The 16,392-nt window shown below is 35.1% G+C and carries 15 protein-coding genes; 13 read left to right on the top strand and 2 right to left on the bottom strand.

What is annotated here, in order from left to right; genetic code table 11:
* The first annotated feature begins 69 nt into the window (after window positions 1–69).
* Window positions 70–798 carry a DNA-methyltransferase gene (locus BQ9859_RS06385; protein WP_075877430.1) on the top strand — a complete coding sequence of 243 codons (729 nt, stop codon included), beginning with the start codon at window positions 70–72 and terminating at the stop codon, window positions 796–798.
* A gap of 331 nt (window positions 799–1,129) precedes the next feature.
* Here BQ9859_RS06385 and BQ9859_RS06390 read toward each other — a convergent pair whose 3' ends face one another.
* Complete coding sequence (locus tag BQ9859_RS06390; RefSeq protein WP_075877397.1) at window positions 1,130–2,713, bottom strand: IS1182 family transposase; 1,584 nt, start codon at window positions 2,711–2,713, stop codon at window positions 1,130–1,132.
* 133 nt (window positions 2,714–2,846) lie between these two features.
* Here BQ9859_RS06390 and BQ9859_RS06395 point away from each other — a divergent pair, with 133 nt between their 5' ends.
* From BQ9859_RS06395 to BQ9859_RS06450, 12 genes are all read left to right on the top strand, one after another.
* Entirely contained in the window at window positions 2,847–4,598 is a 1,752-nt protein-coding gene (locus BQ9859_RS06395) for a recombinase family protein (protein WP_083662714.1), read from the top strand.
* 429 nt (window positions 4,599–5,027) lie between these two features.
* Window positions 5,028–5,726: a metallophosphoesterase family protein gene (locus BQ9859_RS06400; protein ID WP_075877398.1), complete on the top strand. Its 699-nt coding sequence runs from the start codon at window positions 5,028–5,030 to the stop codon at window positions 5,724–5,726.
* A gap of 96 nt (window positions 5,727–5,822) precedes the next feature.
* Entirely contained in the window at window positions 5,823–7,082 is a 1,260-nt protein-coding gene (locus BQ9859_RS06405; RefSeq protein WP_075877399.1) for a polysaccharide deacetylase family protein, read from the top strand.
* A gap of 149 nt (window positions 7,083–7,231) precedes the next feature.
* Window positions 7,232–7,687 (top strand): rRNA maturation RNase YbeY, encoded by a 456-nt coding sequence (gene ybeY / locus BQ9859_RS06410; RefSeq protein WP_075877432.1) that lies wholly within the window; start codon window positions 7,232–7,234, stop codon window positions 7,685–7,687.
* Window positions 7,668–8,030, top strand: coding sequence for a diacylglycerol kinase family protein (locus BQ9859_RS06415; RefSeq protein WP_075877400.1), 363 nt, complete (start codon window positions 7,668–7,670; stop codon window positions 8,028–8,030). Before ybeY ends, BQ9859_RS06415 begins: the two co-directional genes overlap by 20 nt.
* On the top strand, window positions 8,024–8,422 hold the full coding sequence (cdd, locus tag BQ9859_RS06420) for a cytidine deaminase (protein ID WP_161941284.1): 399 nt from the start codon (window positions 8,024–8,026) through the stop codon (window positions 8,420–8,422). The genes BQ9859_RS06415 and cdd overlap by 7 nt, the downstream gene beginning before the upstream one ends.
* Window positions 8,419–9,312 carry a GTPase Era gene (gene era, locus BQ9859_RS06425; RefSeq protein WP_075877402.1) on the top strand — a complete coding sequence of 298 codons (894 nt, stop codon included), beginning with the start codon at window positions 8,419–8,421 and terminating at the stop codon, window positions 9,310–9,312. The genes cdd and era overlap by 4 nt, the downstream gene beginning before the upstream one ends.
* On the top strand, window positions 9,312–10,052 hold the full coding sequence (gene recO, locus BQ9859_RS06430) for a DNA repair protein RecO (RefSeq protein ID WP_075877403.1): 741 nt from the start codon (window positions 9,312–9,314) through the stop codon (window positions 10,050–10,052). Before era ends, recO begins: the two co-directional genes overlap by 1 nt.
* A gap of 147 nt (window positions 10,053–10,199) precedes the next feature.
* Window positions 10,200–11,597, top strand: coding sequence for a glycine--tRNA ligase (locus BQ9859_RS06435; protein ID WP_075877433.1), 1,398 nt, complete (start codon window positions 10,200–10,202; stop codon window positions 11,595–11,597).
* A gap of 12 nt (window positions 11,598–11,609) precedes the next feature.
* The gene (gene dnaG, locus BQ9859_RS06440; RefSeq protein WP_075877404.1) at window positions 11,610–13,385 is read left to right on the top strand and encodes a DNA primase; all 1,776 of its coding nucleotides are present in this window, start codon (window positions 11,610–11,612) and stop codon (window positions 13,383–13,385) included.
* A 1-nt stretch (window position 13,386) separates the two neighbouring features.
* Window positions 13,387–14,586, top strand: a complete 1,200-nt coding sequence (gene rpoD / locus BQ9859_RS06445) for an RNA polymerase sigma factor RpoD (RefSeq protein ID WP_075877405.1) — start codon at window positions 13,387–13,389, stop codon at window positions 14,584–14,586.
* Window positions 14,586–15,260 (top strand): tRNA (adenine(22)-N(1))-methyltransferase, encoded by a 675-nt coding sequence (locus BQ9859_RS06450; RefSeq protein WP_075877406.1) that lies wholly within the window; start codon window positions 14,586–14,588, stop codon window positions 15,258–15,260. The genes rpoD and BQ9859_RS06450 overlap by 1 nt, the downstream gene beginning before the upstream one ends.
* Before the next feature lie 93 nt (window positions 15,261–15,353).
* Here the strand turns inward: BQ9859_RS06450 and ispH are convergent, their stop codons facing one another.
* A complete protein-coding gene (gene ispH, locus BQ9859_RS06455; protein WP_235846404.1) occupies window positions 15,354–16,265 on the bottom strand; it encodes a 4-hydroxy-3-methylbut-2-enyl diphosphate reductase in 912 nt (303 codons plus the stop codon).
* Window positions 16,266–16,392: the final 127 nt, after the last annotated feature.

Here is a 16,392-nt window from a genome sequence, read left to right on the forward strand (position 1 = left end):
TTAGATTATTAAGATATGCATTTATTTCTAAGAAATACAAGGGTTAAAAAAAATAGATTGAAAAGTAAAATGTTTTATACGAGGGAGGGGATAACCGGTGTTAATATCATATTGGGAGATGCCTATAGGGATATAAAGAAAATCGACGATCATAGTGTGGATCTAATAATTACAGATCCACCTTATGATTTGAATTATTGTAAGAGAAAGAATGAGCTGGGATCAATAACAAAAAGTATGTCTAAGTTAATGGAGGATCTGAAAGATGCTGATGTTATAGGAGGAATAAATTATATAATTTTAGATGAATTTGTTCGTATTATGAAAAAAATTAATATTTACATATTTTGCAATAAGAGACAGATTTTACAATATCTAAATTATTTTGTCGGAAAACATCAATGTTCTTTTGAAATACTTCTTTGGATAAAATCGAATCCAGTTCCTAATTGTAGTAATAAATATTTAAATGATAAGGAATACTGTTTGTTCTTTAGAAAGGGCGTACAAATGAATATGATCTATGAAAGAGCGCATACCTACTGGATTACACCAACAAATAAGAAAGATAAGCTGCTATACCAACATCCAACAGTGAAGCCGCAAAATATTATTGAGCAATTAGTTTTAAATTCATCTAATGTAGGTGATACGGTTTTGGATCCTTTTTTGGGGAGTGGTACCACAGCAGCTGCAGCTATAAAATGGAAAAGAAATTTTATTGGTTTTGAGAAGAATGAAAAATATTATAGGATTGCCAAACAGAGATGCTTAAATATAGAGGTAATGAGAAAATAGAAAACTTTATAATTGAGGCGAAAAATGTTTATATAACCTAATATATAAAATAAAAATATGTTAGGGGGATGGCAAAAAAAGGTAAATTTATTGAATGTTTTTGACTTTTATATTATTATATATTTGCTTGAAAAGCACGTTCAACATCCTACAAATGTGAACAAAGAGAAGAGGCTGTAACGAAATAGAAGATTTTAATTAAACGAATCTGTCTATTGAGGTTACGACCTCTTTTTTCTTTTCTTTACTTTGAAATTGTTTCAATTCTCCCAATTATCCCTGTTTTTTGGCATTATGAAAACACCTATTGTGGAAAACCCATCAACATTATTTATGCTTGTGCTTTTTTTCTTATTTTTTTGTTATGATATTTCATCAGATTAAAGCCTACGCACACCAACAGGAACTCCATTTCTACATTTTTGATGCTTCTCCTATGTAATCTGTCATAAGCATAATCTTCTTTTATGACTCCAAAAGCTCCTTCGCTTTGTATGGATCTTTGCACTCGATGATGGATTCCTTCTTCGCTATTTAGTTTTTTTCTCGCTGTTCTTTCAAACTCCTCAAGTATCGGATTCACGCTTATCGTTCGATCTCCCTTGGCTTTCGTACATTGAGATTTGAGTGGGCAATCCGTGCATTTGCCACAACTGTGCGTTTGATTGATTCGATAATATTTGCTTCTCTTATCAACCGTTTCATTGATACAGCCAAATTCATGTCCTGCCGGGCAGATATATCTTCCATTTCCATTTCTGTTCCAGTTTGATTTGATGAATGTTTTTTTCTTGTAGCTCGTTTCTTTTTCTTTTGAATACATCATATATTTGATATAGGCTTCCATATCATTTTCTAAACAGAAGAAATAATTATCATAGGATCCATATCCTGCATCCGCTGCTACTGTTTTAGGCATCCTGTTATAAAGTGCTCTGAATGTTTCAAGAAATTTGATAAATGTCTTTTGATCGGTTCTATCCTGATAGATACAAGCCAATTGGATATATTCGCTGCTTACTGCTATCTGTGCATTGTATCCTGCCTTGAAGATTCCTGTCTTCATATAATGGTCCTCTTTCATGTGCATCATCGTTGCATCGTGGTCTGTTTTCGAACAGCTGTTTCTGTCAGGTCCGCATAGTTCAATTCTTTCCAAACAGTTTTGCAGTGTTTCTTTGTATTTCATCAATTCATCATAATAACGCTGGATCTGGCTTTTTCGCTTACCTTTTCCATAAATGAAAGTGATTCCCTCTTGTTCAACGATATGAAAAATTTGGTTAGCCATATTTTCTATGTCTTTTATTGTCCACTCCTCTTTTTGAGATGCTTCAATACGATCACCCAGTTTCTTGACCCATTCGTTTAATCGAGTGAATATTTTATCTCTTGTTTTGATTGCAGTCTTTTTCCAGATGAAAGTAAACTTGTTGGCATTGGCCTCAAGCTTGGTTCCATCAATATAAACCGTATCATGATCAATTGACGGATCTAATATCTCAATTGATTCAAATATATCTCTAAAAATGAATTGGATGTCATATTTTAAATACTTTTGGATGAAACGATGAAATGCCATGTGACTTGGCGTTTCCTCCTGCATCAAGAACATGAAACGGATGTCTGTTCTACAGCTTTTTTCAATATCTCTTAGACTATAAATATGATTCATGAACGCAAACAGGATGACTTTGATCATCTTGAAGGGATTATATTCTTCACGCCCTCTGTGAGCAGGGTGATCAAGATATTTGTTCCAGTTGACTCCTTCCATCACTTCAAGAAAACTGTACACCGGATCAGAAGAATCGATCTTTTTTTCACAATCCAGTGGTAAAATCATCTGAAATGCGGTATAATTCCTATTGCTCAAATAGGAATGATTTAGCTCTAACACTTCGATGTTTTTCATAGCTAAATTATACCAAAAAATGCATCCTTTCTCTTTCGAGATTAGATGCATTTTTTATTTTTGGCTATTCCTTATTCGTTACAGCCTCTTCTTTTTTTTGTACAGCAGAGATTAAGATAGGAGGATTTATATCGTGCTGACATGTTATGAAACAAAAAAATTTGTAGAATATTTGAAGAAAATGGAAAACGAGAACCAAAGAAAACATTATTTAGTCTTAGGATATGAGGAGGCAAAAGAAAGGATTGAGAAATACTTAAAACTATATAATTACAGTAGTCTAAGATTGAATATAAAGGAAAAAGTCTATGCCAGTAATATTAATCATATTATCCAGTTAACTGAAAGCTATTCGATAAATGAAATGATAATTCCCTCTGTAGATAGTATTAATCTTAACTTAGAACTATTGGAGTATTTTTTGGGAATATTAATTGCCAAGAATATAAATATCATTTCTATCAATGATAATATTCAGATCCATGCGGACCAACAATATTTGAGGGAAGTCGAAAAAAGGTTATTTATAAGCAAATCGATGTCTAAAAAAATTAAACAAATCAATGGTAGAGAACAGATAAAAGATGATTTTAGACAAGATAATAAAAATAAGAGAGTAGCAGCTTATTTACGAGTGTCTAGCAGGGAGCAGACACTTGGTTACAGCATAGATAACCAGCGAGAAAAAATACTTATGTATCTGGAACTATTTGATTATAAAAACACGCAGGTAGATTTTTTTGTTGATTCAGGGAAGTCAGCATCTAACTTAAAAAGACCAAAAATGCAAGAACTTTTAGAAAAAGTAAAAAAAGAAGAATATGATGAAGTGATAGTTTATAAACTCGATCGTTTAACAAGAAATGTAATCGATGTTTACAACTTACTACAGTTGTTTTTAGCAAAAAATGTAAATCTGATTGCAATCTTAGATAACTTAGATATAAAGACTGCAAATGGCAGAATGCTAGTTGGTATTTTAGCTATTATTGCACAGTGGGAAAGAGAGACGATTGTTGAACGAACGAATGATGGTCTAATGCAAATTGCGCTAGAGGGGAAATATCCTGCTAGTAAATGTCCGCTTGGATATGTCAAAGATGAAAAGTTATTTTTACATATCGATCCAAAAACTGAGCCTATCGTGAAAAAAATATTTTATTTAGCCGGACTTGGATATACATATATAGAAGTAGAAAATAAGATACAAGAAGAATATGGATATCAAGTTCATAGAGAAAGAATAAAACGGATTATATTTGAACCAGGATATTATGGACAATACCATTATAAAGGGTATGTTTTTCCAGAAGTTATGCCAGCAATAATAACGGAAGAAGAAGCGCATGATGCTCAAAGAATGCTAGGAAAGCGGTCTCCGTATGGGAAAGAACAAAGTAATTTCATTTTTACAAATAAAATTTATTGCTCTAAGTGTGGCAGACATCTAGCAGGCATACCTACTTATAAGAAGAAAAAGAAATATTATTACTACTATTGCAAGGAATGTAATAAACGTATTAATCAAGATTATATAATCGAGAGACTATTAATTACTATACTCGATAAATTAAAAAAGAATATCCATACTTCAGATATAAAGAAACGGATTAATCGCATCAATATGATTAATAGGAAGTTGAGAAAAATTACAAGAGAGTATTCTGAAAATATTCTTGATGAAGAAATCTATATGGGAATGGTAAAAGAACTAGAAAAGAAAATACGAGCTGAACGTAATGAGGTTAAACTAATTAAAATTGACAATCTATCCTGGTCTGAAATGAAAGGAGAAGAAAAAAAATTAATCGTAGAAAAAGTAATTAAAGAAATTCGCATAGATTTAGAAAAGAAAAAGATATACCCTAAATACATTGTATCGTAATCAAAAATTATTTTTTTGTTACAAATATAAAAAAGTAATTGCAATTATTGACGAACTATTGTAAAGTATATGTGTAGGATGATGAGCGGATAAGCTGATCAAGTATAACTGCAAATAGTTCGAATAGTGTTTAAAAAAAGTGCCAGTTGAAAAAGTGCCTATAACATGATTATTATAGGCTTTTTTTATGTTTTAGAGTTGTATCACTAATTTAAAAAAACACGTGAGAAAATGCTAAAATACTTGATAGTACAACAATAGTATAACAAATATTGTGTGAAAGAATCAGAAATATCAAGAAGGAGATTTCCGTATAATATAAAGGCTTGTAACGGTAGAATAATGAAAGCAAATCATTAAATAATGTATTGTTATCTATGTTATAATTTAAGAAAACAAAGTTGATAAAAAGAAAAGGGTGAGGATACAATGATCTATGTATTAAGCGATATACATGGAATGTATCAAAAATATCGAGAGATGTTGCAATTGATCCAATTTAATGATGAAGATACGTTGTATATATTAGGCGATGTCATTGACCGAGGAAATGATGGGATGAAAATATTGCTTGATATGATGATGAGAGAGAATGTGATTCCTCTGATTGGAAATCATGAGTGGATGGCGATACAATGCTTAACCTGGATACAACAAGAAATTACAGATGATTTTTTGGAAAGTTTAAAGGATTCACATATCCTTTCGCTCTCCTTGTGGCTGCATAATGGAGCGATTACCAGCATACAGGAATGGAAAGGGCTAGATGATGAACAAAGGAAGGCAATCGTAGACTATTTAATGGATTTTATCCCATATAAAACGATAAATGTAGGAAATAGAAAATTCTTGCTGGTACATGCAGGATTACCTGATAAAAAGGAAGATCTGCAACTGGATGATCAAAAATTAGAAGATCTGGTTTGGACAAGACCGGATTTTGAAAAAGAATATCATTTTACAGAGGATTGTACACTGATTGTCGGGCATACACCTACTTTTTTGATTCATGGAAATCCGGAAATTTTTCATGGAAAAGGGATTATTGGGATTGATTGTGGAGCGGTATACCCAAATGGGAAATTAGCATGTTTATGTTTAGATACGATGAAAGAGTATTATGTGTAATTTTATAAAATGACAATTCCATGATTTTATTATAACAATAATGAAATTTTAAGCTTTTTACAATTTTGACATGATAGAATAGATGACGGTGATAGTATGAGAAAAGAATATAAGGGTAAACGTTCAAATAGAGTGAATAAAAAGAGACTAGGTATTGTAATCATTTGCGCTGTCTGCTTAATTGCAGTCGTAGTAGGAATTGGCTGGTTTGTATATCGAACATTTTTTTATGATCCGTTTCCTGAAGATCCATTTATGACGAAAGAAGTTGGTCATGTAACAAAAGAAATCGATCAAGAAAATGGCTGGATGATTCGTTATCCAACATTTGATGATCAAATTGTTGATGAGACGGTTCAGACTGCAATTGAAGATATCAAGAAGGATGCAGAAGAAGGAAAAACAATTATTGTAGATTATCGAAGCAGTGATGTTTATGATCATTATACAAGTGTATTGATTAAAGAAACAGTTAAAGAAGATAATAGTTCAAAAGTTTTATACCATAGTATCAATTATGATAAGAAACAAAAGAAAATATTACAGACAGATGATATATTAAGAGGTCAATATTGTCGTGACCTGTTGGGAAAAGTGAAGAAAGATAATATTGATGCACTGGAGATAACAAAGAAAGAGATTACTGCGTATCTATCTAACGATAGTGAAAAGAAAATTACATATGAGGATCATAAAGAATATATTGCTTTAACAGATCCTAATATTCCAAGTTTGTTTCAGCAAGATCCTTTAGAAGTCGCTGCAAAGCAAAAAGTGGATCCTAAAAAGCCGATGGTCGCATTAACATTTGATGATGGGCCAAATCCAAACACAACTCCAGAGTTGCTAGATATTTTGAAAAAGTATGATGCTCGAGCCACTTTCTTTATGGTAGGAACCAATGTATCTAATTATCCAGATATAGTAAAGCAGATTTATCAAGATGGCCACGAAATAGGAAATCATTCTTGGGCGCATGAAGATTTATCCTTGATGAAGAATGGAAATCAAATTATTGATAACTATCAAAAAACAGATGATAAAATATTTGCTGCATGTGGTCATGATCCTAAATATGTACGGCCTCCTTATGGAAAAATGTCAGATGTTTATGATAAAGCAGTGGAGCGTGAATCTGTTCTTTGGACAGTAGATACTAGAGATTGGGAAAGTCATAATGCCAAGGCAATACAATCTATCATTGAAAAGTATGTAGGAGATGGTTCGATTATATTATTGCATGATATACATGCAGACAGTGTGGAATCAATGAAAAGCGTGATTCCAATGTTACAAGAAAAGGGATATCAGCTTGTAACGATTGATGATCTGTTACGTTATCGGTATTCAGATTAAATTAAAAATAGTATCGTTTAAATAATTGAAGCGCTATGTTGTATCCTGTAACAAATGCGCTTCGATTTTTATTTGAATTCGCATGGTTCACTTTTCGTTTGCAAACAGATTATGCTATAATTGGTTACGAAAATGGACTGGTGATATATATGGAAATAACAATTGTAAATCAAAGTGGCGAAAAAAATTGGAATCGATACCGCCATGATTTTGAAATGATCGTGGAGCGGGCTGTTCAGTTTGTGAATATTGATCCAGAGGCTTGCTTATCTGTCATCTTTGTTAATGAAGAACAAATTCATGAAATGAATCGTGATTATCGAAACATCGATCGTCCAACGGATGTAATCAGTTTTGCATTGCATGATACACAGGATGATTATGAATGCGGTGAAGAGGAGGAACAATTGGGAGATATCTTTATTAATGTAGCAGCTATTCGTTCACAAGCAGCAGATTATGGACACTCTTTGCGCAGAGAAGTTTGCTTTTTGTTTACACATGGGCTGTTACATTTGCTTGGATATGATCATATGCATAAAGACGAAGAAAAAATAATGTTCCAATTGCAGGATGAGATACTAGATGCGCTGGTTAAAAGATAAATTAATGCATAAATTTGGTTATGCTTTTTTTGGGATCATCCATGGAATCCGTCACGATTCTAGTATTGCACTGCAATGTATTTTAGGGTGTGTCACGATTTTTGTTTGTTTATTTCTGCATTTGACCGTTATTGAATGGTGCATCATTTTGATCATGATTTTTTTGGTCATCTCCTTTGAATTCATCAATTCAGCTATTGAATCGACCGTAGATTATATATCTCTGCAACAACACCCTATGGCGAAAAAGATAAAGGATCTTGCGGCTGGAGCTGTTTTACTCATTTCCATATGTGCTCTTTGCGTTGCTGTCTTGATCATAGGAGGAAAGATATTTTGGTAAAAAAAGATATTATTGCGGCTGCTTATGCAGCATTAGAACACGCTTATGCCCCGTATTCTCAGTTTCGTGTAGGAGCATGTGTGGTAACAAAGGATAATCGGTTATTTGTCGGAACAAATGTTGAAAATGTCTCTTATGGATTAAGTTGTTGTGCTGAACGAAATGCACTGTTTGCAGGAATCAGTGCCGGCGTAAAAAAAGGCGAATTCTGTATGCTGGCAGTGGTGAGCGAAAAGAAGCAAGCGCCTGCACCTTGTGGTGCATGTCGACAGGTGATGTGCGAATTAATGGATCCAAATGCACAAATAATCATGGTGGGTGCAGAAGAAGAATACAGTATGACAGTGAGAGATCTATTACCATTTGCTTTTGATGAGGAGGATATGCAATGAGTTTTAAATCAGGTTTTATCGCAATTATTGGAAGACCTAATGCAGGAAAATCAACGTTGCTGAATGCATTGTTACATCAAAAAATTGCCATTATGTCTCCAAAACCAAATACGACCCGCAATAATATCATGGGAATCTTGACTACAAAAGACACACAGTATGTCTTTATCGATACGCCGGGAGTACATAAACCTAAGCATGAACTCGGCAGAACGTTGAATAAGAATGCATATGTAGCAATTGATGAGGCAGATATAAATGCCTGGATCATTGATATTACGCAGCCATTTGGCAGTGGGGATGGATTCTTGTTAAATCGTCTAAAAAATAGTGAAGTACCATGTTTGTTATTGGTTAATAAGATCGATCTTTTGCCTAAAGAAGAAGTTATCAAACGGTTATTGCAATGGCAGCAAGTATATTCTTTTGATGAAATCATCCCTTTATCTGCATTAAAGCAAGATAATTTAGATGAGCTGTTGCGTGTGATTCGCTCTTACTTAAAAGAAGGAGTAGCTTATTTTCCTGCAGAAATGGTCAGCGATCATGGTGAAAATTTCCGGATTTCAGAAATCATTCGGGAGAAAATCTTATTTCGCACCGAAGAAGAAGTACCGCACAGCATTGCGGTCATCATTGAAAATCGTGAAGATCATACAGATAAGATCTATATACAAGCATTAGTGATCGTAGAACGTTCTTCACAGAAGGCAATCATGATTGGCAAACAAGGTTCTATGATTCGAAACATCCGAATTGCTGCGCAAAAGGAATTGAAAAAAATGTTGCATAAGCCTGTAGAACTGGAATTGTATGTGCGAGTGGAAAAAAATTGGCGTAATCGTGAATCAAAGTTGAAACAATTCGGACTGCAAGAATTGGATGAATGATGGAACAAGAAGTTTCGGGAATCGTTTTGTCGGTCAGTGAGTATCGTGAGAAAGATGCATTGATCACGATTCTGACAGACAGGGATATGAAGATTCGATTTGTAGCACGTGGTGTACAAACGATCACAAGTAAAAATGCGGGTGCATTGTTAGTAGGAACTCAATCTTTCTTTGTATTGCAAATGAAAGAGCATAGAGATCTGCATATGTTAAAACAAGCACGTGTTCAGCAATATCGTCGCCATATTGGGGAGTCTTTGTTAAAGCAGGCTCTTTCTCTGTTTTACTGCGAATTGTTTTTGAAATGTGAAAATGTGGAACATGGATATGAACTTTTAGTGCGTGCATTGGATGATCTGGAAAAAAAGGAAGACAACTATACGTGTGCTTGTGTATTGATCAATCTACTGTGCATGTCACAAGGTATTGCTCCCTGGGTGGACAGCTGCGTAAGCTGTGGAAGGATTGATCAGATTGCCACCCTTTCTCTGAAACAGGGCGGTTTTCTCTGTAAACAGTGTATGGATCATTTACATGAAAGAGCATGGTCAAAAAAACAATTGCAGCGTTTTCGATACTTGTGTCATGCAAACATAGATCAAATTGATTTACTGCGGAAATATACGCAATATGATTTTCAGGATCTTGCATGGATCTATTCTTTTTTTCAAGAATACAGCGGCATTTCAATCAATAGTTATGCATTTGTCAAGCAGGTGGCAACTATGAATGCTAGCTGAAAATTGACGGCAGCGGATATGAAAAAGTTATTATTTAAAATGTATGTTGATTTATAGACAAAAGGGCAAAAAAATGATATATATAATATTATCTATCCGTTTGCCCTTTTTATGCTGCGCAAATGGGCAGAAAATTAAATATTGGATATGGAAAGGGGCATTTTTGTGAGCGAAAAAACTTTTGATACAATTGTTTCTCATATGAAGAATTCAGGCTTTGTTTTTCAGGGATCTGAGATTTATGGTGGTTTATCAAACACTTGGGATTATGGACCATTAGGTGTTGAATTTAAAGATAATGTGAAAAAAGCGTGGTGGAAACGTTTCATTCAAGAAGATCCGCATAATGTAGGTATACAGAGTGCGATATTAATGAATCCTAAAGTCTGGGTAGCAAGCGGGCATGTTGGAGGATTTAGTGATCCATTGATGGATTGTAAACAATGTAAAACAAGACATCGTGCGGATCAATTGATCGAACAGGCAACAAATGGAGAAGTGAATCCAAGTGGCTGGTCAAATGAAGAAATGATGAACTATATCAAAGAACATCATATTGCTTGTCCAAATTGTGGAGCACATGATTTTACAGATATTCGTCAGTTCAACTTGATGTTCAAAACTTTTCAAGGCGTGGTAGAAGATGCGAAAAGCACAATCTATCTTCGTCCGGAAACGGCACAAGGAATGTTTGTAAACTTTAAAAATGTACAGCGTGCCATGCGTAAAAAACTGCCATTTGGCATTGGTCAAATTGGTAAGAGCTTCCGTAATGAGATCACACCTGGAAACTTTATTTTCCGTACACGTGAATTTGAACAAATGGAATTGGAATTTTTCACAAGACCTGGTGAGGATCTGAAATGGTATGAATACTATAAAGAATATTGTATGCAGTTTTTGCAAGATTTAGGTATTTCAAAAGAACATCTGCGTTTGCGTGAACATTCACAAGAAGAATTAGCACATTATTCAAATGGAACGAGTGATATTGAGTATAATTTTGGATCACCGATCGGCTGGGGAGAATTATGGGGCATTGCCGATCGTACAGATTACGATTTGAAAGCACATATGAATACAAGCAAGCAAAGTTTGGAATATTTTGATCAAGAAAGCGGAGAGAAATTTATTCCATATTGCATCGAACCAAGCGTTGGTGTAGAACGTATGATGTTAGCGTTGATGTTTGACGCATATGAAGAACAGCAATTGGAAAAAGATACACGTATCGTTTTACATTTGCATCCTTTCTTGGCACCAATCAAAGCATGCGTTTTGCCATTGTCCAAAAAATTAAGTGAACCGGCAATGGAAATCTATCGTACTTTGTCAAAAATCACAAATTGTGAGTATGATGATGCAGGAAGCATCGGGAAACGTTATCGCCGTCAGGATGCGATAGGTACCCCATTCTGTGTCACTGTTGATTTTGAAACAGCAAACGATCATTGTGTCACAATTCGTCATCGTGATTCCATGGAGCAAATTCGTATTTCGTTGGATGAGTTGGAGGAATATATTTCTACACGTATTGGATTTTAAAGGAGCAAAGGTATGGCGCGATTGAGTGAAGATGAAATTGCATTGGTGCGTTCTCGTTCCAGCATCGTTGATGTGATATCGCATTATATTTCACTTAGTAAAAAAGGGAGAAATTACGTAGCATTATGCCCTTTTCACGATGACCATAATCCTTCTATGAGCATTTCAGAAGATAAGCAGATCTATAAATGCTTTGTCTGCGGAGCTGGAGGAAATGTATTTACTTTTGTCTCTAATTATGAAAAGATATCTTTCTTAGAAGCAGTTTATAAAGTAGCTGAATATACTGGTATTATTCTATCTGCACCTCTGGATAAAGTGAATGCGCAGCATGTAGATCCGCATGTTGCGGCATTATATCAATTGTTAAAGGAAATGATTCAATATACGCAGTATGAATTAGATACAGAGGATGGTATAAAAGCAAAACAGTATTTACATAAACGTTCATTAACTGATGAGATTATAAAAAAGTTTCAAATTGGGTACAATCCTTATGAAGACAGTGTGTATCAATACCTGCATGCAAAAGAATTTTCTGACGCTGATATGGTAGAAACAGGCGTTGCTAATTTGTATGGATCCAAAATGATGGATCGGTTTTCTAATCGAGTGCTTATTCCGATTCATGATGCACATGGAAATCCAGTAGGTTTTACTGCACGTCGTTTAGATGACCGTTCCGATGAAGCAAAGTATATCAATACTGCAGAAACAACGATCTATCACAAAGGGAATTTGCTTTTTAATTATCATCGTGTAAAAGAACAAGTAAAGAATGAAAAACGAATCTTTTTGGTTGAAGGAGCAATGGATGTACTTGCCTTTGAAAAAGCAGATCTGCATACAGCACTTGCTACTCTTGGTACAGCATGTACCAGAGAGCAGTTACAGCTGTTAAAAGCGCTGCACGCACCAATCACTATTTGTTATGATGGGGATGCGGCAGGACAAAATGCAACATATAAATTTGCAAAACAAGCGATGGATGCCGGGCTTGTGATCGATATCGTCAATAACACGACTGGTCTAGATCCTGACGAGATAGTAGATACCTATGGAAAAGAAGAGTTAAGAAATCTATGTGATAAGACGATTTCTTATGTTGATTTTTTGTTTTCCTATTTACAATTGCGTTATAATCTAGAAAATTACACACAAAAAAAAGAATATGCGGTGGAAATTGCACAAGCGATCGCGCATGTTCAAGATACTTTTGAAAAGAAAAATTATTATCTTCGTTTGAAAGAGCTCTCTGGATTTGATATGGAAATCAGTGAGGAGACCATAGAAAAGAAAAATCCTGAGAAGCGGCCATATCAGAAAAAACAATATCTGTTATTTCCAAAAAGTGGCAGAGAGAGGGCTGAGTATGAGATACTTGCCCAAATGTTGGTAGGTATCAGCGCAGCAGAGTTATTTAAGGAAGAACTTGGATTTTTTAAAGATGATGATAGTAACAAACTAGCTATGTATATCATCGATTATTACCGAACGCATGATGTGATTTCCATATCTGAACTATATGATCAGATTACACAGGAAAAAGTGCGGGATCTGCTTTTAAGTGTTGCACAGTGGGAATTAGCTCCTTTAAAAGTGGAAAATGACGTTTTACAAGAAGCCATTCGAAAAGTAAAAGCATGCATTCTTCAAGATAAGATACAGGCTTTAAATGAGAAAGCAAAAAATGTGAATGATCCAATGGGGAAAGCAGCTATTGCAAAACAAAAAAATCAGCTGATCGCACAGCGCAACGAGTTGATCCAAAAGGAAGGAAGTAGATAGAATGAGCACAAAAAAAGTACAGGGCGCAAAATTGTATAAGACACTGGATGAAATCAAACAAGAATTGCTTGCTTCTATGGAAAGCGAAGATACTGTGATCACACAAAAAGAATTGATGGATTCGATCGATCATCTAGATTTAAATGATAAAGATATCGATGATTTGTTTCAATGGTGTGAAGATCATGATATCACCTTTGCAGACAGTGAAGAAGATGATGAGGATATGATGCTAGATGTAGACGATGATGATGAAGTTTTATCTGGCGATGACAGCTTAGATTTTGATGATGATGATTCTGATCATGCCTTGGCAAGTGAATTAGAGAATCTGGAGCAGTCTTTTGCAAACACCTCACATACAAAGATCAACGATCCTGTAAAGATGTATTTAAAAGAAATTGGACGGGTAGATTTACTGGATCCAAAAGATGAACCTGAAATCGCTCGCCGGATCCAGGCAGGGGATGAAGAGGCAAAGAAAACATTGATAGCTGCAAACTTACGTTTGGTCGTTTCAATTGCTAAAAAATATGTGGGCAGAGGTATGTTGTTCTTAGACTTGATTCAGGAAGGAAATATGGGTCTGGTCAAAGCAGTAGAAAAATTTGACTATACGAAAGGTTTTAAATTTTCTACCTATGCAACTTGGTGGATTCGTCAAGCAATCACTCGTGCAATTGCCGATCAAGCAAGAACGATTCGAATTCCGGTACATATGGTAGAGACAATCAACAAATTAACAAGAATCCAGCGTCAGCTGGTGCAAGATCTGGGCAGAGATCCTACTGCAGAGGAGATTGCTGAAAAAATGGAAAATATCACACCTGAAAAAGTACGTGAGATTCAGAAAATTGCATTGGAACCTGTTTCGTTAGAGACTCCTATCGGTGAAGAAGATGATTCACATTTAGGTGATTTTATTGAAGATAAGGAGACATTATCTCCTGATGAATATGCAAACAATCAGTTATTGAAAGATGAAATCAATACAGTACTGCAAGGCTTGACAGAGAGAGAAGAAAAAGTATTGCGTCTGCGTTTTGGACTGTTAGACGGCCGTACACGTACATTAGAGGAAGTTGGAAAAGAGTTTAATGTAACTCGTGAGCGTATCCGTCAGATTGAAGCAAAAGCGCTTCGCAAGTTGAAACATCCGACTCGATCTAAACGTTTAAAGGACTTTGTTGATAAGCCATAATGGTTCGTTTGGGAAAGAGACTGCAGGCTATTCATGATCTGGTCGACAAAGATAGTGTGGTTGCCGATATTGGATGTGATCATGGATTATTGTGCATTGCTCTGCTTGAAAGTGGCACTGCAAAAAAAGCATATGCGTGCGATATCGCGGCATCGCCATTAAAACGGGCAATTGAAGCAATCCAAGCAGTTGGTTTAGAGAACAAGATCATTCCTATGCTGAGTGATGGAATAGGCGAATTGCCGCAGGATGTGGATACAGTCGTCATTGCAGGCATGGGATATGAAACGATACGTAAAATCTTGCTTGACGGAAAAAATAAATGGGAACAGGTCCATTCATTCATATTGGCCAGCCATACAGATGTAGAAGATTTACGTCGTTTTTTAAGCGAGCATCAATTTATGTTCGATCAAGAATGTATTGTTTTTGAAAGGCATTATTATCAGATTATAAAAGTGCATTATGAGCAATCTGCTGTTCTTTTATCGGATGAAGAAATAATGTTTGGTGTACATACGGAAAAAGAAGATTTATTTGTTGAGTATTGGACAAAAGAAAAAAATAAATGTGAATTGATCTTAGCGCACATGCCGGCTACACATGAACGTTATCATCTGATTGAGGAAAGAAAGAAAAAAATCACTGATAGATTGCAGCATTATAGACAATAAAAAAGAGCCTGAATATGTGAGAACGTTCTTTAGAAAATTTGTTTCTGAAGAATCTGTAATCATCTATTCAGGTCTTTTTTTGTTATTTATCTTTTAATCAATCATGTGTTCCACTTGAATAGTTGGCAGGGAAGTGCGATGTTCCCAATTTTCTAATACCTGAATCACTTGATTGGTTAAGTAAGTGGGTGTACTTGCTCCGCTTGTAACTGCAACACATTGACATCCTTCAAGATCTTCTTTGCGGATACCGGTTACATCATCAATGCGATAAACTTTTGGAATACCTTGTTCGAGCGCAATTTGCGCCAATCGCTTTGAGTTATTGGAATGCTGATCACCAACGACGTATAACAAATCAACGCCTTTTCCTTTTAGGTTGGCAACAGCCTGCTGACGAATTCTGGTTGCATTGCAGATTTCTTCACTGAAGTGAGCATGCGGATAATACAAGCGAATTTCTTGAAAGATTTTTTCCACATCAAAGATGGACATCGTGGTTTGATTGGTAACGAAGATCGGTTTTTTTAATTTCTTAGGTATTTCAGTCATATTTGTAATAAGGTGCACGTGCGGGCTCAGTGTACATACTGCTTCTGCTTCTGGATGATGTTTTTTGCCGATATATAGGACTTCTTCTCCATTTTGTAGATGCATTCGGACCAAGTTTTGTGTTTTAACGACATCGGGACAGCTTGCATCGATACAGATCAATCCTTTTTCTTCAGCCTTCTTCTTTACTTCATCGCTAATGCCGTGTGCAGTAAATATTACGACACCCTCATGGATCTCATCCAACAATTCCAAACGATTTTTATTTGCATCTTCAATGGTATGAATTCCTTTTAATGCAAGTGCTTTTTTTACATATTCATTATGAACCAACATTCCTAATACCGTTATTGGCTTATCTGGATAATCTATACAGCTTTGTTTTGCAATAGAGATTGCCCGTACGACACCTTTGCAATAACCACGAGGAGATACCTTTATCACTTTCATCATGTTTCAGCTCCATTCATATCTATTATGTCATACTTGCAAAAAAACGACAATAAAGTTGCTAATGCAATATGTCAAATAGAAAATAAAAAGTGAAATTGCTTTTAAAATATCGCATTTTTCATGTATA

Source organism: Merdibacter massiliensis, assembly GCF_900155395.1.
Taxonomy (GTDB): Bacteria; Bacillota_I; Bacilli_A; order Erysipelotrichales; family Erysipelotrichaceae; genus Merdibacter; species Merdibacter massiliensis.